The sequence below is a fragment of the Niallia sp. WK069_GA_01 genome (genome assembly GCF_983173855.1).
The window spans coordinates 2,036,174-2,053,193 of sequence record NZ_OZ470138.1 but is presented as its reverse complement, the minus strand read 5'-3'; the positions used below and the strand labels follow the sequence as shown (position 1 = coordinate 2,053,193).

Genomic DNA, 17,020 nt, shown 5'->3' with positions numbered 1-17,020 from the left:
CTCCTTAATAATTTACATTGGAGCTAGCAACCCTTCGAGCTCCGTTTTTAAATGCTGTTTCTACGTCATCGTAAGAGTATGCGTACCAAGCATCCACACTTATCTTGGCTGCAGTTGCTAATTTAACAGAATCGATTGTCAAATCAGATGCTCTTACAAAGAGTAAACAGTTTTTAATATCTTTTGCGTAATTGACATATGTTTGAGTCACTGTACCAGTAGCTAGTCCTAATGGCAATAACTGTGAGTAAGCTCTAAATTTGGTTAGATTGGTTGAATTATTGGAAATGATACATGTTCGATTGGTCATAAAGTAGTTATCAATTATAGTGGCTAGTTCAGATGCTTCACCGTTTGTTATATCAATCCGTAACTCGATATAAGCAACGATGTTATTTTTTCTACAGAACCAAAGGAATTCTTCTAGTGTCGGTATCTTTTCATCCGTATAAAACGAATCAAATTTATTACCAAAATCAAGTGCTTTCAGCTGCGTTAAATTCTTTCCTGATACCGCACCGAACCCATTTGAAGTACGATCTACTGTTTCATCTGTGATTAATACCCATTTATTATCGGATGATTTACGTAAATCAGTTTTAATGCCCCAATATCCAGCTTCTAGAGCATGTTGGAAGGCTGCCATCGTGTTTTCAGGAGCAACCAATACATTTCCCCTATTAGCAAGTGTTTGATTCGTAAAATCGTCTTTTATGACGTTGTATTCCTTTTGGGATAGGTCTGTAACGATTGATTTTGTTGTTTCATAATCTGTTTGTTCGCTGTTTAATCTCGTCCCTAGTGATGTATGCACTTGACCGGATGCATCTTTTAATCCATCTCCAAGTTTAGAATCTATCTTATCGAAATTATCCTTTAGCGAAGATTCGATTCCAATGTTGTCATCAGAACCTGGCTCGAACAAATTAAGATTATCTGTATATTCTGCCATCGTCACACCTCCATTTCATTCAATTCTCCCCATGTTTTCCCTTTGATGTCTCCCCAATTGGCTCTGCGCTGGTGAAAAATCATTCCTGACCGCCTCCGCAATGTTCCTCTTGGAGAAATATCCATATTAACCAATTCAGCTACCTCTTTATCAGCCATTTTTGTATGGTCTGTAACAGAATTTAAACCGCCCGAGAAGTCCGTATATACTTCTATATTCTTCACCCATGGTTGTGGGCGCATATTTCCTCTAGCCATCTATTTACCCCCTTACAGAAGCTTCACTTGGTATGCTTCGTTATTATCACTCGACACTGCAGCAATATACTGGCGTTTTCTCTCCAAGTATTCCTGCATGGTACCTTGATGCATTTCCATAACCTCGTCTTTGTACTTGGCTTTTGCAGTAGCATACAAGACTAATAAATCATGGAAATCAGATCGTATGACCGGTATATCTGTATCAGCTGCAAGGTGCGGTAATTTCGCATAATAATATAAGGTGAAGTCTTTATCTATATCAAAAACAGGCTGAAAACTTAAAACGTTTCCCCACTTTTTATAGCCGCATCCTGTTTTATCTTTCAAATTAATTTCGTTATAGTCCTGTTCATCGTCCGTTAACAAAACGATTTCTTCTACATCATCCGGTAATAAGATACTTTTATCTGTTGCAACCAATGAAACTACGCTCATTTTTTGATATTTTGCTACTGGTGTCAGGTCATCCAATGCTCTGTTAATCCAGCCGGTAATATCTGAATCAGAAAGGTAATCATCAATATCTTTCAATACCTCATTAATCATGTCTCGAAGGTTCATTCCATCACCTCATAAAAAAAGACAGGGAATTTCCCTGCCTACTTTGTTTTTGTCTCTTTTTTAGATTCTTTAATTTCTTTAATGATCTCTTCTTTCATCTCAGAAAGTTTTTCATTAATATATTGCGCTAATAACTTCCCATCTTCGCTAGTAGGTAATTTAGCCATATGATCCAGCTCCTTTAAAGTTCTTGTTGATACTTCAAATATATTTTCCTTACTTGTTCTATAAAGACATGATGTTCCAAATTACTTTTCATTTGATTACAAATCTTACAACATGGAATCACATTGTCCAAAGTATAATGTTTGTTATTATCAATTCGATCTAAACCATTAAACACATAAACATGTCCACTTCTAGTGATTTCTTTTGATAATGGCTTATTTCCACAATAATGACATTTTTGTGAAGTTAAATAGGTGAAAAATTCATAAGGAATATCGAAATTATATCCTCGTCTTTCAGCTTGAAGTCCATATTTATAGTAGACTTTCCTAATAGCAGGACTATTATCTTTCGATTTGTCAGAACGGGGCTTTCTAACAATGTCAACACCATTCTTTTCAAGACGTCTTTTAACAGTACCCCTGTCGTAACCTAATAGTTTTGAAATAGCTGTAAGACTCATATTATCTTTTGTATACAGAGTAATGATGTATTCTTCATCAATATTTTGAATCCATGAATGATTAGCTTCATAACGCCCCAATATTTTCACCTCAGATATAATATAGGCAGTGATTTATTCTACCTATATTATACCATTTGAAGCTCATTATCCGCTACGTTAAAGGGATAAATATTATGCTCCTGTGCTTCCTACAATTCCTCTGAAGTTCGATACTCCATAACTGTAACGCATGTCCTTAATACCCTGGCTTTCGCCATATTTTATAGGGAGTAGACTATACCATCATCTTCATAAGATGCCGCTTGGTAGTCGTTGAGGGCTTCCTAAATGGCTGTCCCTGCTGATTGTCCAATCCTTCAAATTGTCACGGCTTGCGCTCGTATTGAAGGCTCTAAGGAGTTTCCAGCATATTCACGGTTTGCTATAACCATCACTGATTATAGGGGCTATGCAGTTAACCCGCGATATTTCGCTTCTAGTGTATCGAAGTCCTCTTCATGCTTGAACTCCGGTTTCACCCTCCAGAAGAAGTTTAACTCACTTACATTTGGATCTTGGATGAACCAAGCGTCACTGTCAGTTAAGTAGTCATAAACTACAACTTCAAGAGAACCTTTCAATGTGTTCATGTCGTTGAAGTCAGTACCGCTTTTACGCTCTGAACCAACAATTTCACGTGCGACGAACTCTAATGATCTTGGCACAATTAATTTAGATGGTTTGTACTGAATTTTATTTCCTGTTTCATCAGGAGCACTGTGCATTGCTTGAATAGCAATCTTTAAGTTTGCATCAGTAAGAGCACCAGTTATTAGATTGGATGCAGTGCCGCCACCTTTTAATGGATGATCTGCTGCAAATAATGCTTTCCCATCATATATCGGGCGAGTAACACCGTCAAAACCGGAATTTAATACTTTAGCAGCGTCTGTATCAACTTTTGTACGTCCGGAATGTGCCAATGCTTTCGGCAGTTTATTGATTACATTGTATTGTTCATCATCATTCATTTCACGAGTTACTTTAAATCCACTTGCAAACGCATCATGAGTGTACGTGATTTCATATCCGTTTGCTGGATCTTGATAAGTAAGTGGATCTTTTTCCGCTTTGCTTGCCCATGGTGTGAATCCTCCTAAGATTAAGTCATATTCCTTTTGTTTCTTGGAATTATTCACTTGGAAAATCTGATTAAATTGCTCTGATTTCTCCGGATAGTTTTCGAAGAAAATCTTTCTTAAACCTGGTTCTAATAATCTACCCCATTGTGGGCTATCTGCTCTACCTAATGACATTTATATCACTCCTATTTGTATTTAGCATATTCTTCAGGCGAAATGCCCATTTTACTTGCTATCTCTATTTCTTGTGGTGTTAAATCTAACCCAATAGCTACATTGTTATCAGAAGTCTCCACGTGCTTTCCTTGGCGTGCTTTTATTTGATCTAATACCTTTTGTTCAGACTGTTGCTGAATAGTCGGTAATTGGCTTTTTAACGCTCTAAGACTAGCAAACTCATAAGCTTCTTTTAACGGCATGCCATATTGTGTGGCTATCTCATACATAGATTGTTCGTGCTGTGAAAAATCCTCTTGTTGTCTCAATTCATTTAGATCAGCATCAATTTGGCGTTGAATCTCTTTCGTTTCAAACTCCTGCAGCTGTGATTTAAGCTGGGATAGTTCATCGTTAACAGGAGAGAAATATTTACTGTATGTTTCCTCGTCAATTCCCATTTGCTGTGCTTGTTGCTGCACTTGCTGTTGCTGTTCTAGCTCTTGTAATGCCTGAATCATTTCATCTGTAGATGTATAGCCAGACAAATTAGCCAGTTTAGTTAAATGTTGTTCATACTCTGTAGAACGTTGCTGCACCTTATCATAATTAAGTCCTTTTTGGATATAATCTGGCGCTTGATCATAAGGTATTTCCATTTCTTCTTTGTTGTATTTAACCTTAAATGCTTGTGGAATAGTCTCCTGTATGGCAGCAGGATCACTTGGTTCCGTATCTACTGGATCAGGTGTATCAACAGGTGTCGTATCAACTGGATCAGCAGGCGCTAAATCCTCACTAAACTCTTGTAAATCCAATCTTAATAAGTCGCTATGGTTGGCGATAATTGACATAAAATGAATCCTCCTTCGCTATGGTTGGCGAATTTTTGTATTATAAAAGGCCAAAGAACTCTCATCCTTGGCCCATAATTTCGTGCATCATATTTCGTTGTTCTTCTGGTGAAGCATTATCAAATATTTCCTTATCTTCTGGTGACAGTGAAGCTATAAGCTCTTCCATCGTTGGAACCGGCTGTTCTTGTGGTGGCGCAGGAGGCATTGCTCCTTGTTGAGCCATAGCAGCCTGTTGTTCCATCATTTGTTGTTGCTGTATCATTTGCTGTTTCCGCTGTAATACGTCCTCTGCTTTTGGAAATTTAACCGTTTCTAACAGCGCTTGATCATCGATAACACCCATTTGGAATAACTCTTTTGCTTGCTCATACATGAATGCTTTTGAATACTGCATGGATGAACCGACTTCCACACGAATATCAAAGTCAGGATCTATTTCAATTACTACTTTTTGTTGTCCACCTTCTGGAAGGAATTCAGTGTATTCACGTTCCCGTTTAATACTATTAGCATTGAACGTTTTAAAAGTAACTTTCTTGTCATCACCAAGAATACGGATTGTTCTATCCTCTGTATAAAACTCCTTAACAAGAGCAATAATCAACTCGCCAATCTCTTTTAATCCAGCTTCTAACGTACGACCAAGTAATCTTATACGTTGGTTCGCACTTTCTTGTAACGCCAAAATAGCACTAGCTGCCGTAATTCCGCTTGGTGCTTTCCCTTGGGATACATCGTGAATACCGCTGACACTTTCAGCATCCCTTTTCTTCACTTCTAAATGGTTTTGGATGAAGCCTGGCATTTCTCTGCCTGGTTCCACCCTAACCATGTTAATATCATTTACATTTAATATTTTATAAGGAAGATTAGTAACAGCATTTGAGTTTAGCCCCGAACCCATCTGATTATAGATTGTTCCATTGCCACCTAAACGAGCATTGTCTATAATCTGTTGATCTAGTATGTTAACCACCTGCTGAGGGGAAATAATCTGTGATAGAACACCCATTGCCCAGAATTTCTTTTCAACCGGGAATGCAGGTACAGCTACAAACGGATATAAGCCATGGTCATAAAATCCTAACTCATCCCTTAATACTGTTTCACCAGCAATCGTTATAAGCCTTAATTGACCGTTTTCTTTCGTCCAATACTCGATAAGCAATACTTTATTATCTTGTTTGCCTGTCTCTTCTTGTTGGTCAAATACGGCAATTTCATCATACTTCTTATCAGACTGCACCTTTTTTTTGTAGCGCTTCTCAATATATTCCGTAGACTTTTGCGTAGCATAGATTACATAATCGCTATCCTGTACGCTCTTGGCACGTGGAGAGATAAAAAATTGATCGATAGGAACATTGATAATATCTACATCACCAAGTTTGTTCATCGCTTCCGGATCCCAAAACACTTTGTATATCGCCATACCATGCTTAATGCGTGTACGTTCGTTTAACTGCAACTTATAATCCATATCTGTTCTATCCCAAATGTAATCAATAACCTCTGACAAAACATCTGCGCTTTGCTCGTCATCTTGCTCCTGCGGCAGACACATTATTTGTGGACGGTTATCTGTCAGCTGGGGAACAATGCTCTCTACGATAGAAAAGCAATGATTTGTAACGGGTTGTATTTGCCCTTTGTATGCAGGCTTACTCTTCCACTGATCACCTTGATAATAATCTTCCTGCTGCCGCCATTTCTTTTCTTCTGCAGCTTTAATCATCCTAGCTTCGTTAAAATGCGCTGTAATCCGCTGTATTAGCTTCTGCTCATCTAATTGCTGATTAGGATCTATCTTTTCTAATTCCAATGGGTATCACCCCTATCCTACTAAGTGTTTGTCATAAACAAACTTATCCCATTTTGTTTTCTTACAATATTTAGCCGCTTCCCGTAAAGTGCCGAACACTCTCCATAGCTCTTTTTCACCGAAACGGTTTATTCTATATACAATATAAATGTAATTATCATTATCACTACGTTTAAAACTAATCAATGGGTATCACCCCTTTCATTCGGTCTAACCCTCTTGCTCATCTACATATCCTTGAATAAAGTTATGCTTGCTTATTTCAATTAACCCTAATGTTTCTTGAAAGCATGTTGTATTAACAGCATGCAAATATTCTCCATTTTTTGTTCTTACAGCAATAAATATCTGTTCTATCCTGTCAATATTCTCTAACGTATCTTCAACAATCGCCTTCGGAGTGATAACTCCTTCTTTTTCTGCTTTCTTTTCCAAAAAGTTAATCATATTTGTCACACCTTTTCGTGTATATGAGAATTAAATTCTTTAATCTTTTCGATTGATTTTCCTCTACCCCAAGAAATATCTTGTTTTTCACATATTTCACATTTACTAATTACTACAGTTACATTTTCATGAATTTCTTCAACTACGAATACATGACCGCTTATAGGAGTACTATCACCAGTACAAAAGAACGATTTAATACTAGAAAGTGCACCTCTGATTAAACAAATCAAATCCATTCATATCAACCCTTTCACCGCTCTGACATTACTTAATAACTTCCCAATCTTCTGCTAAAATGTCACCAATTGACGGTACCCACATAGCATGAGATCCTTGCGCTGTTTTGATTTGAAGATATGGTTCTACTTTGAATAAATCCCCTTCATTCAATCCCCACGCTTCCGCTGTCTGTTTATTACATGGAATTCCTTGAGGATAGCCTTTTTGATAAACCACAAACATTCCTTTTCCATTCCATCCTAGTCTAAATATTTTCTCACCTGTTTTTACTGCTTCAATCGCTTTTCCAAATTTCATTATAAATACCCTCCATCATCTTCATAATAAGTTTCGCCTGTGGCATCTTCCCATTCGCTTGGGTGGTCAAATTGTCGTACATCAGGCACTGTGTTATCCGGTATATTAGGATGTGGCCTGCTCATTAAACCGTACCTTAAAGCGTCAGGTGCATGATCTAATGAATGTGCTGCTATATCTTCGGGATTCTTTTCATCTACAATCATAGAAGGTAATGCTTCGATTAATCCCAAGCAGTTATTGAATATCTTCAACTTGGCATTCTTATATTTCTCACCGCTTACCTGGTCTACATCGTCATATACATGCAGCCATTCTCTTACACGCTTCCAGCCATTGACTCTTTCCTTTGTCGCTTGAATTAAAGGAACGCTAAGTTCCGCAAATACTTCCGCTGGACTCTTACCACTTGCTTTCCCTTTGTTCCAGAAAGATGTATCAGCCACCCGGTAATCAATCCTCTCACCTTCTGATAACCCTTTTACTTTCGTTGCCTGCTCACTTGATAGCAACTTTGATTTAATAAACTCACGATATATATAAATGTTTGCGTCAGGATCGATCGCTCCCCATAAACAAACAAAAGGATCGTTATACCCTTCATCCAGCATGCAGAACCTTTTCCAATCGTTTGGTATGGTAAATGGCTCCACCACATGAATAGAACGGGTAAACTCGCTGAAATATTGTCCGGAGAATGTATCCCAATCCCCTTCTAATAACTGCTTACGTTCTTTGTCATCGAGACTCATTAAACGAATGAGATAACCAGGATCATTTTTAATCAACTCTTGATTGTCATGTACAGTCGCAGGGATAAACATCACCTTATTGATTACTGGTTCCCCTGTTAATGGATGCATAATAGCATTATCATTTTCGTCAGTAACCGGAATGGAATGTACTGTTTCAGGTGGTCCCACATCAATAAAACGCTTTTTAACCCACGAGTGACCAACACCCCCGGGGTTTGTAGTGCTTCTCACGCTTCTAGGATATGGCTTAGAGCCACGCAAACGGGAAAGCATATATTTATACCATTTCTCTTCAAACTGCGTTAATTCTTCCCATCTGATAACGTCATACTCTGCACCTTGATAGTTCATGTAGTTGGAATCATTATCCCAATACGCTAACTCGATGATAGAACCGTTAATCAATGTCCATTCATGCTTGGAAGAATTATATTTGGCTATCTCTTTTGGATATACTTGTAAGCTTCTGCTGATAATGGAACGCTGTAAATCGGGGAATGTACGACGGAATATAATTTGTCTGCTGCCCTCATACTTCATACCGTATTTGAGAGTATCCATAATCGTAGCTTCCGACTTACCTCCACCAGCTGCACCACCGTATAATATTTCATCAGCTTTAGCTTTATGATAAATAATCTGCCTTGGCTGTGGTTTGTATGGAATGACTATTTTCATTCATCATCCATCCCAGGATCAAATACAACCGTAAGGCTGTTATCTAAACCGCCGCTGTGCTGTACCTTCTCCAAGAAAGCTCCGTTTGTTTTCGATATATATTCAGAAGCCTTTAAACGGTCTTTCATCTCGTTGTTATCATTACGCATAGTATCAGTCCAAAATTGTTTTACTTCTTCCATATCAGCTATTCTGTCACTCGTAAGTAGTTTATTTCTTTCTTCAATGTATTTTACTATGTCAGCATTTGTCAGCAATCTATTCGCATTAGTTGTAATGGAGCTAACTGTTTTCGCTTTGTAACCAGCTTTACGGTAAGCTTCACTCGCATTCCCTAATTGAATATAATAATCCGCAAATCTCTTTTGTTGCTCGTTCATTACATAACACCTCGCCCCCAATAAAAAACTAATCTTTAATTATTAACGTTATAAGGAATAAAAACTCTATTTCTTTGCAATTCAATTAATGTTATAGGCAGTTTCATTTCACTGAAAGCCAACATCGTTCTATAGTGTATTTTATTATCTACAAGGAACAATCTAGGTTCGTGGCCATATACACTTTTGATAATACTCTTATATAACAATACCTGCCCTATCGCTTTCATTTGTTCAACTGTCGAAGTAGCTGGATGCTTCTTATTAGGACATTTAACTTCTATCACGCTCATTGATTCATCTATATGCTGAACTATTAAATCTAACCTTATTTGAATGCCATCTACTTTAATTTGATGTTGCTGTTTAATACTTCTTATTTCCGGCAATTTCATGTTTTTGAATATTTCCGGTAAACATTCTTTTACATATAGCTCAAACGCTTTTTCATTTCCGATGAATTCATGCAATATAGGTTCTTTTAATATTTCAACACTTTGTTTATAAGAAATATCCATGATACCAACCTCATCCTTATAAATAATCTGGATCTATCTCTTCTTCCTGCTGTTTCTTTACTAACTCTATATTGGCTGTATGTGCTTCATCTGCTCTTTGCTCTAATTTGTATTCTTTGTAGCTGCCTGCGATTATTTTATTTATTAGTTTTTGTTGATGGTCCATACTTAGCTTTACGTATGTCACGAATGTTATTAGGATGAGAACTGTTATGATTACTAATGCCATTTACTCAACTCCTTGCTTGTTGTTTCTAAACCAGATATTAATACTACAAGTAAGGTTGCGACCCTTTAGTAAGACTTATAGGTTTACTTAATATCTAGTTTACAGACAACAAAAAAAGACACCCTAGTGGATGTCTTCTTGTCTATTCTGCTTCATCCACTCGCCCCTGCGATGAAACAGTGGACTAAGTCCATACTGCGAGTGAGCATTTCAATCAGATATAATTTTTTATACTACTATCATAACACTGATAAATCAATAAGTCTGTGGGTAGTTTGTGGGTTTTACATTGCCTTTTTCAGCTTGCTCATTACCTCTCTTACATAGTCATAACTGTAATCTAATTCCAATGATATTTCTTTTAATGTTTTCCCTTGTATATACCTCATATAAGCAATCTTTCTTGGGAGCCCTTCAAACTTACGCATTGCTTCTTCCATCTTACGCTTTGCTTCTGTTTTCTTTTCTAATAAACTGCTGATCTTCTCAAACTTGATTGTCAGGTTATCGAATCGTTCAGCAGCATTATCCATTGGTACCGTGTGAAACAGCCTGCCACCCATCCACCATTGTTCTCTTTCTGATTCCGTTAGTTGTAATTGCTCCTGCAGCACTTCTATTTCTAAACATAAATCGTTATATAGAATAAAGGTATCTAACATCTATTCCCCACCCTCTTTTGCAATGGCTTTTATCATATCTTTTAACGTGTTCTGCATTCCCTGATAACTAACCGCTATGCCTTTCCATGTTACATAGTATCCTTCATAGATGCCTGACTTTTCTAAGTTAATCCCCTCTACAATCCGGCTGGCATAGTTGGAGTCATTGATGGCACGCTTGTTTGTTTCTCTCTCATACACATAACTTTGTCCACGCTCTGTTGATGCTCTTCCGAAGTAAAACTGATATTGGCTTTTATAATAGCCTGCGATCTTCCACGCTTCTCTTTCTGCTCGGTTATAATAATGTTCTAATTTGGCAATTTGAAAAGGTGTAAGGGCATCTAAGTGATCTTCCATAGCATTTATGGATTTTAATAAATCGTTATGGGTAGTAATAGCAAGACTAGCTCCTTTTGGAAGTTCGTTCTTCATTGCTACCTTTATTTCTTGCGGTGATAAAATCTCTTCCTGAATAGGTTGGTTCATCTATTCACCTTCTTCTCTTTCCTTTTCAATCGGTAATATTCATCCAGTTCAATAAATCCACCATATTTTACTTTGTGGACCAGCACTGTTAATCTGCACATGTATAACCGTTCGAATAATTTTCTTTTTAAAAGGAAAACCGGCGTAACTACCCCTTTTACGTCAATCACTTCTATGCTTCCGTCCAAATTAATAATTTCAAAGTCTGCTATATACTCAGTTTTTCTGTATGTCTTGCCATTCTTCTTAAACTTATCCTGCAGCAAGTACCTTGGTTGAAGGCGAAAGCTTTTAATCTGCTTATTCGCCTTTAACCACTTTAACTGCTCATAATACTTAGCTTCTATTTTGCTATCGAATTGATGACCATCTATTTTCTATTTGCTCATTTGGTACCAGTCTTTTCTTCGTATAGTTTGGTTAGTTGTTCTGGAGAAAGACTCTTTAAGTATTCGTAAGAATAGCCTGTTAACATATCGAGGATGGAGATCATTTCGTCGCTACTCAACTCTGTTCACGCTCCGTTCAGATGAAAAGCCTTCAGGATAACGTTTCATAAGTTTATCTATGTTTTCTGTCGTAACTTCCTCTAAAGTAAAACCGTACAAAGTAGCAAGTCCAGCTGCATAATGCATTACGTCTCCTAATTCTTTTTTGACCTTTTTAGGATCTATCGCATGCCCATGGAAGAGTTGCTTTTTCAATAAATCTGTAACTTCGCCTGCTTCCCCTGATATGCCCATTGCATAATTGGCTTTTATTAGTGATTCAGTTAGTACTACTTCACAGCCATCTTGGATAATAACGTCTCCAACTGTAGGCATCGTTCTTTTGCTCATTTCTTGGTATTCATTTAATTTCATTTCTCGGCACTCTCCTGTCCAATTCTTTAATGGCTGCATATCTATATTTAGGGATCCGGGACAAGAATAGTAATTGTCCCAAATTTGCTTTTTTAAGATTCATAGGTTTCCTACCGCCTTCTAGAATGGTAAATCATCATCCGAAATATCTATTTGTCCACCTGGTGCAAACGAATCTTCCACATATCTTCTTTGATTGTTATTTTGTTGGTTTGATTGATTTTGATTTCTTCTATCTGCAGATTGATCGTTATTGCTTCTTGTATCTAAAAACTGCACTGATTCGGCCACAACTTCCACGACAAATACTCGTTTGCCATCCTGACCCTCATAGTTACGAGTTTGGACTCTGCCATCTACTCCAGCTAGGGAGCCTTTTTTCAGGAAGTTAGCTACATTTTCAGCAGCCTTTTTCCAAACTACACAGTTAATGAAATCTGCTTCTCTTTCACCTTGCTGATTCGTAAAAGTACGGTTCACTGCTAATGTGAAACTTCCTACTGCTACACCATTTGCAGTGTAGCGAAGCTCTGGATCTTTTGTTAACCGCCCTACAAGGACAACGCGATTCATCATGCCTTATTCCCCCACTTCTCGCTATACATCTCACTAAGGGCATGAAATGTTTGCCTTTTGATATCTTCCAGAATTTCAAACGATTCACGAGGGGTTAATCCTTCCTCTTCAACCATATTGGCTAAACCAGTAACAACAAATGACGTACCTAATTTGGAATCTTCCATTTTCTTTGTCAAACTTTTTCCTCCTGTTCGGTTGCATGTTCTTATTACTATTTACTACAATGGATAATGGGTTTATTTATGCATTTTTACTTAAATTCGTAAGAATCGCCCGTCTGTATAAGTACTTGGTGCTTCTTGCTGTATGGTATAAGCTTCCTTACTGCTTGTTTATTTATGTTTGGTTCAAATACTGTAATGATTACCAACTCTTCATTGTCCTTTGTTCGGGCACCATGTTGAGTCACTCTTCTAATCATTGAAACCACTTACCTTAACATGCTTCCAATGATTACCTGATCTAACAGAAGATATTATTGATTTTGGTATTTTTGTAATGTGTTCAATTTCTGCATTTGTTAAATCCGTATAATAAATCAATACTTTCACGCCATATATTTCAAGCTCATCATGTTTAGCTTTTTTGTTATGTGAACCTACTTTGAATTTTCCATTTCTAATAGCATCCTGCATATTTTCTAGTTGTGACCCTTTTCTGAGATGCTCTGGATTAATACACATTTTGTTATCACACAAATGTCTAATCAAATCTCCTTTTTCTAACGGTTCAAACATCTGCTCATACACGTGTCTAAATATTAGTTTTTCATGCATCCTTGGATATCCTCGTTTACCCGGTTTGTGGGATGTACAAATGAAACAACCATTTTTGTCTACTTCATAATCAATTGCGAATTTCCGAATATTATAATGCCTACGATAAATCTTTGAGCATTCCGGTGAACAAAAATTCCTTTTACCCTGTTTTATCCTTGAAGGAAATTCTGCAAATTCTTTTTCGCAACAGCAACATTTAATTTTTACCATTAGCTTTAATTTCCTCCTTAATCATAAATGTCTCATATGTTCCGTCATCTGTATTAGGTATAAGACCTTCCATGAACAAGGAATATTTATCTTTTCCGAAATGCTCTCCAAAGCGCTCTGACCTCATTTGTCTTAAATACTCAGCAAAATCAAAATCCTCGTGAGCTCGATCATGACACTTTTTACACAACGGCGCTAGGTTTCGCCAATTCCCTGTACCTATATGACTCCGAAATACTAGATGATGAGCAAAAATCGGCGTATGACCACACATCATACAATAATCTCCAAACTCTTCAATCATGCGATCATAGTCTTTTTTTATAATTTTTGTTCGCTCTTTTCTTGATGGGATAATTCTCCCTCTGTATAAATATGGATTTTTTTTCTTCTTTGGACGCTTTTCTTTATGTTTGGGTTTATCTTTACTTTTCTGATGTCCTGCCAGCTGCTGTTGTTTGGAATATGGATGAAATCCTAGATCCATAATCTCACCAAGTTTCTTAGTGCCTTGTTTTCTTCTGCATATAAATCAGGAGTAGATTGTTTTTGCTCTAATCTAAGTGTCAATTCTTCCAATCTAGCTGTTAATTCGCGTGTTAATTCAATTTCTTTTGATAAAGAATCTTGCAAGGAAGTTACTTCTTCTCTTAAACCAGCTGTTTCTTCTTCCACATCACCGCAGGCTTCAGAAATAGATTCTAATTCCTCTACTTTCGCTTTTAGACTTGCAATCAATTTATCTTTTTCTACTAATGCAGTTTCCCTGTTTGTTAGTTTAGTAGCTAATTCCTTCATAGCATGGTCATATTCAGGCTTTTTATCTTGTTTAGGGGGAATCTTATCTGTTTGCGTTTCACATGAATCCAGCGCCTTTACAGCTGCTTCAATTTCTTTTGCTCTTTTGCTTTTCCACATGTGAATCGCTGCATCTCCTACACCGAATTTTTTACCAATCTCCACATATGAGAATTTTTTAACATGTTTCCATTGTACGAATTCTTCCACCGTCATATTTATTTTCGATTTCCCCACTACTTCAACTCCCTTTCTTAATGCTTGTTGGATTTTAGAATCTGATACACCGTATTCTTTTAGTTTTTTTATATCTGACTTCTTTATGTTTTGACCTTTAGATAAGATATTTTGTATTCTTCGTTCCTTTGCCTCTTCATCCAACCAGCGACCAAGTTTCTGTAGATTCTTTCCTACACTGCATTCTTTGCGACAATAAATGTGTTTATCTTTTAATTCCAGATGACACGGATCGCAATAGTTATCAGTTAAATGGTCTATTTGATTAAGTATCCCTTTCCGCTTAAGGTTCATTAATTAATCCCCTTCTCTTCCAGATACTTATTTATTTTCTTTTTGTGACGTTGATAAAATCCGTTAATCTGAAAATAGTTCAACCCATACAAGCTTGCGATTTCTTTGTATTTTAACTTGCCGATATATCGATGTTGAACAAACTCTTCAATCGTTATTTTGAGTGGTTTTGGTTTAGCTGTATCAATTTTCCCAAGAGAATCACCGATTTCCCGTAACTGTTTATAGATGTTGCAACCTTCGCATAATTCCGGTGTGAAATACTGTTGGCTCTTTTCGCAGGATTTACACTGTTCCAGCAGATCATCCATCTTTTTAAGCACCTTTATATCCATTCAGCTCACCACTTTCTTTGCCGGCTTTAGCAAGACTGCGTTTGTTCTTTCTTTGATTTTCCCTTTGAGCAACCTATCCAATATCAATACATGTATATCAACCCAAGGACGTTGGAAATATGCTGCTATTTCCAGGTCGCTTTTTCCGTTCTTATACATCAAGTCCAGCTCTTTTACATCTTCTTTATCCCAAATAAAATTCTCTAATTCCAAGGCAATGTATACCTTTTTTCTTTCTTCCGTCATATATTGTTTTTCAATCTGATTAATAGCTCTTTTATCTTTTCCTTCTTCGGTTTGTGCTGCTATCATAAGCCAGTCACCCGATAATCGTCACCAGTCATTTTGATTGATTTGGTGCCTTTAAACATTCTAGAAACAATTCTTCCACCATGAGTTCCATATTTGTTAATTAATCCGTTCGCATCATAATTCGTGGTGAAGATGTTCGGCTTTTCTACTCTTGAACCGATGATGGAGAAGAGCGTATCTACCGCCCATGACTCTTCACCATTTTTGCTTTTTACATACTCAGCTCCAAGATCATCTAATATAACTAAATCAGCCTTTGCTATATTTTCAAAAATAGTAATCTGTGAATCTTTATAGCTTCCATATGTGCTCTGTATCTTCTTCATAAGCATTGGAACGTCTGCGAAGATCACTTTGCATTGTTTTTGTTTCAATTGCATTGCTATCGAGTGAGATAAATGAGATTTTCCTATACCGTATGAGCCTTGAAATAAGAGTGAATTAAAGCCTTTTTCGGCAATCAGCTTATGAAAGTGCTCCGCATACCATTTCGCTTTAAAATAGGCATCCTCTTGTGTTTGGTTCTTAGGTTCGTAATTATCAAATACTGCCTTTTCCGTATCACTTGGTACCAGGCTGTTATTCCAGAAGAAGGCTTCCGCTTCTGACTTCTTGCGGAAATCCTCCATTTCTTTTTCTAAAACCTTATTATCACAAGCCAGACAATGGCTATATTCTTTTCCTGCACGAATGATGATAGGCACTATACAGCCACAGATTTCACACGTTCTCTCTCCTGCAAATTGAATCTTAGAAGAGATTAGAGTATTGATCGGTTTCAACCTTACTTCCTCCCTTGTCGTTAGAATTCTTCCGTTCCCAATTCAAGATAGTTAAGTAATCACTCTTATACTTTTTGCCTGTTGATCCTTTGTAAAGATTCAGACGTTCAATTCGATCATCAGTCCCTGCTTGTCCGAATTGATCTAAAAGTTTTTTATGTTCTGAAGGAAGCATCGAGACAAATTCAGCATATTTATGTTTCTCTTCTTTTCTCTTCTTTACTATTCTTTTCTTTACTTTACTTTGGGGATTAATGTCGTCATTTTCATCGTTAATGTTATCAATAACTAAGTTTTTGTAGTCATTAACCTTATCACCACAAATAAGTAAGTGACTTTTTGGTATTTTCACTTCCTGCCTCCTAGAAACAGCCTCTAAATATCTAAGCTGAATGCCTTTAGATGTAAGGATAGCTTGTTTTTCAAAAACAGTTTTAGAAAACAATTCCCACTTTAAGCAATCGTTTATGACATCATTAATCGAGTTAATGTCTACATTAATAGACCTAGAAAAGAGTAATTGTTCCTTTTCAGTCCAGTTGTAATAATAGCCATTCTTATATATTTTCATAAGAAGTTTGATTACAATGGCAAAGCCAGTAACTCCGTGCTGCGCCTCTATTAATGCAACCTTATCGTCTTGATCTATATCAACATCCAAAGGAAAGTAGTCTAATCCTTCTTTTTGAGGCCTAGCCATAAAACCACCTTCTATGTGTTATTTAGAACGTACGCTCCTGTAGCCAACAAGGTATTTTTGGTATATAATG

General features: G+C 36.9%; 29 protein-coding genes. All 29 read right to left on the bottom strand.

Going from position 1 to position 17,020, the window contains the following annotated elements; all coding sequences use genetic code 11:
- Positions 1–4: 4 nt before the first annotated feature.
- On the bottom strand, positions 5–952 hold the full coding sequence (locus tag AC5LWL_RS09785; RefSeq protein ID WP_493434140.1) for a glycerophosphodiester phosphodiesterase: 948 nt from the start codon (positions 950–952) through the stop codon (positions 5–7).
- A 2-nt stretch (positions 953–954) separates the two neighbouring features.
- On the bottom strand, positions 955–1,209 hold the full coding sequence (locus AC5LWL_RS09780) for a hypothetical protein (RefSeq protein WP_493434139.1): 255 nt from the start codon (positions 1,207–1,209) through the stop codon (positions 955–957).
- A 12-nt stretch (positions 1,210–1,221) separates the two neighbouring features.
- Positions 1,222–1,773 carry a phage adaptor protein gene (locus AC5LWL_RS09775; RefSeq protein WP_493434138.1) on the bottom strand — a complete coding sequence of 184 codons (552 nt, stop codon included), beginning with the start codon at positions 1,771–1,773 and terminating at the stop codon, positions 1,222–1,224.
- Between the two features lie 38 nt (positions 1,774–1,811).
- Positions 1,812–1,940, bottom strand: coding sequence for a hypothetical protein (locus AC5LWL_RS09770; protein ID WP_493434137.1), 129 nt, complete (start codon positions 1,938–1,940; stop codon positions 1,812–1,814).
- Between the two features lie 14 nt (positions 1,941–1,954).
- Positions 1,955–2,485 (bottom strand): hypothetical protein, encoded by a 531-nt coding sequence (locus tag AC5LWL_RS09765; RefSeq protein WP_493434136.1) that lies wholly within the window; start codon positions 2,483–2,485, stop codon positions 1,955–1,957.
- Between the two features lie 368 nt (positions 2,486–2,853).
- Positions 2,854–3,702, bottom strand: a complete 849-nt coding sequence (locus tag AC5LWL_RS09760) for a Mu-like prophage major head subunit gpT family protein (protein WP_493434135.1) — start codon at positions 3,700–3,702, stop codon at positions 2,854–2,856.
- An 11-nt stretch (positions 3,703–3,713) separates the two neighbouring features.
- Positions 3,714–4,538 (bottom strand): hypothetical protein, encoded by an 825-nt coding sequence (locus AC5LWL_RS09755; RefSeq protein WP_493434134.1) that lies wholly within the window; start codon positions 4,536–4,538, stop codon positions 3,714–3,716.
- 61 nt (positions 4,539–4,599) lie between these two features.
- Positions 4,600–6,363, bottom strand: a complete 1,764-nt coding sequence (locus AC5LWL_RS09750) for a portal protein (RefSeq protein ID WP_493434133.1) — start codon at positions 6,361–6,363, stop codon at positions 4,600–4,602.
- 210 nt (positions 6,364–6,573) lie between these two features.
- Positions 6,574–6,810 carry a hypothetical protein gene (locus tag AC5LWL_RS09745; protein WP_493434132.1) on the bottom strand — a complete coding sequence of 79 codons (237 nt, stop codon included), beginning with the start codon at positions 6,808–6,810 and terminating at the stop codon, positions 6,574–6,576.
- 5 nt (positions 6,811–6,815) lie between these two features.
- Positions 6,816–7,049 (bottom strand): hypothetical protein, encoded by a 234-nt coding sequence (locus tag AC5LWL_RS09740; RefSeq protein ID WP_493434131.1) that lies wholly within the window; start codon positions 7,047–7,049, stop codon positions 6,816–6,818.
- Positions 7,050–7,077: 28 nt separating this feature from the next.
- Positions 7,078–7,350 (bottom strand): DUF2829 domain-containing protein, encoded by a 273-nt coding sequence (locus AC5LWL_RS09735; RefSeq protein ID WP_493434130.1) that lies wholly within the window; start codon positions 7,348–7,350, stop codon positions 7,078–7,080.
- On the bottom strand, positions 7,350–8,783 hold the full coding sequence (locus tag AC5LWL_RS09730) for a phage terminase large subunit (RefSeq protein ID WP_493434129.1): 1,434 nt from the start codon (positions 8,781–8,783) through the stop codon (positions 7,350–7,352). The genes AC5LWL_RS09735 and AC5LWL_RS09730 overlap by 1 nt, the downstream gene beginning before the upstream one ends.
- Positions 8,780–9,163, bottom strand: a complete 384-nt coding sequence (locus tag AC5LWL_RS09725; RefSeq protein WP_493434128.1) for a terminase small subunit — start codon at positions 9,161–9,163, stop codon at positions 8,780–8,782. The genes AC5LWL_RS09730 and AC5LWL_RS09725 overlap by 4 nt, the downstream gene beginning before the upstream one ends.
- Positions 9,164–9,198: 35 nt before the next feature.
- On the bottom strand, positions 9,199–9,681 hold the full coding sequence (locus AC5LWL_RS09720) for a hypothetical protein (RefSeq protein ID WP_493434127.1): 483 nt from the start codon (positions 9,679–9,681) through the stop codon (positions 9,199–9,201).
- A 16-nt stretch (positions 9,682–9,697) separates the two neighbouring features.
- Positions 9,698–9,910, bottom strand: a complete 213-nt coding sequence (locus tag AC5LWL_RS09715; RefSeq protein ID WP_493434126.1) for a hypothetical protein — start codon at positions 9,908–9,910, stop codon at positions 9,698–9,700.
- A 284-nt stretch (positions 9,911–10,194) separates the two neighbouring features.
- The gene (locus AC5LWL_RS09710) at positions 10,195–10,572 is read right to left on the bottom strand and encodes a sigma-70 family RNA polymerase sigma factor (RefSeq protein ID WP_493434125.1); all 378 of its coding nucleotides are present in this window, start codon (positions 10,570–10,572) and stop codon (positions 10,195–10,197) included.
- The gene (locus tag AC5LWL_RS09705; protein ID WP_493434124.1) at positions 10,573–11,061 is read right to left on the bottom strand and encodes a hypothetical protein; all 489 of its coding nucleotides are present in this window, start codon (positions 11,059–11,061) and stop codon (positions 10,573–10,575) included. It lies immediately after the preceding gene.
- Complete coding sequence (locus AC5LWL_RS09700) at positions 11,058–11,435, bottom strand: DUF1064 domain-containing protein (protein WP_493436583.1); 378 nt, start codon at positions 11,433–11,435, stop codon at positions 11,058–11,060. The genes AC5LWL_RS09705 and AC5LWL_RS09700 overlap by 4 nt, the downstream gene beginning before the upstream one ends.
- Positions 11,436–11,561: 126 nt before the next feature.
- Positions 11,562–11,924, bottom strand: a complete 363-nt coding sequence (locus tag AC5LWL_RS09695) for a nucleoside triphosphate pyrophosphohydrolase family protein (RefSeq protein WP_493434123.1) — start codon at positions 11,922–11,924, stop codon at positions 11,562–11,564.
- Positions 11,925–12,044: 120 nt separating this feature from the next.
- A complete protein-coding gene (gene ssb, locus AC5LWL_RS09690) occupies positions 12,045–12,500 on the bottom strand; it encodes a single-stranded DNA-binding protein (RefSeq protein WP_493434122.1) in 456 nt (151 codons plus the stop codon).
- Positions 12,497–12,679, bottom strand: coding sequence for a hypothetical protein (locus AC5LWL_RS09685; protein ID WP_493434121.1), 183 nt, complete (start codon positions 12,677–12,679; stop codon positions 12,497–12,499). Before AC5LWL_RS09685 ends, ssb begins: the two co-directional genes overlap by 4 nt.
- A 74-nt stretch (positions 12,680–12,753) precedes the next feature.
- Positions 12,754–12,924, bottom strand: a complete 171-nt coding sequence (locus AC5LWL_RS09680) for a hypothetical protein (protein WP_493434120.1) — start codon at positions 12,922–12,924, stop codon at positions 12,754–12,756.
- Positions 12,917–13,492, bottom strand: coding sequence for an HNH endonuclease (locus tag AC5LWL_RS09675; protein WP_493434119.1), 576 nt, complete (start codon positions 13,490–13,492; stop codon positions 12,917–12,919). The genes AC5LWL_RS09680 and AC5LWL_RS09675 overlap by 8 nt, the downstream gene beginning before the upstream one ends.
- Positions 13,479–13,979, bottom strand: a complete 501-nt coding sequence (locus tag AC5LWL_RS09670; protein WP_493434118.1) for an HNH endonuclease — start codon at positions 13,977–13,979, stop codon at positions 13,479–13,481. Before AC5LWL_RS09670 ends, AC5LWL_RS09675 begins: the two co-directional genes overlap by 14 nt.
- Entirely contained in the window at positions 13,970–14,821 is an 852-nt protein-coding gene (locus AC5LWL_RS09665) for a zinc-finger domain-containing protein (RefSeq protein WP_493434117.1), read from the bottom strand. Before AC5LWL_RS09665 ends, AC5LWL_RS09670 begins: the two co-directional genes overlap by 10 nt.
- Complete coding sequence (locus AC5LWL_RS09660; protein ID WP_493434116.1) at positions 14,821–15,156, bottom strand: hypothetical protein; 336 nt, start codon at positions 15,154–15,156, stop codon at positions 14,821–14,823. Before AC5LWL_RS09660 ends, AC5LWL_RS09665 begins: the two co-directional genes overlap by 1 nt.
- A complete protein-coding gene (locus AC5LWL_RS09655) occupies positions 15,157–15,468 on the bottom strand; it encodes a hypothetical protein (protein ID WP_493434115.1) in 312 nt (103 codons plus the stop codon). It abuts the gene before it with no gap.
- Positions 15,465–16,250 (bottom strand): DnaA ATPase domain-containing protein, encoded by a 786-nt coding sequence (locus tag AC5LWL_RS09650; protein WP_493434114.1) that lies wholly within the window; start codon positions 16,248–16,250, stop codon positions 15,465–15,467. The genes AC5LWL_RS09655 and AC5LWL_RS09650 overlap by 4 nt, the downstream gene beginning before the upstream one ends.
- Entirely contained in the window at positions 16,219–16,950 is a 732-nt protein-coding gene (locus AC5LWL_RS09645) for a DUF4373 domain-containing protein (RefSeq protein ID WP_493434113.1), read from the bottom strand. Before AC5LWL_RS09645 ends, AC5LWL_RS09650 begins: the two co-directional genes overlap by 32 nt.
- Positions 16,951–17,020: the final 70 nt, after the last annotated feature.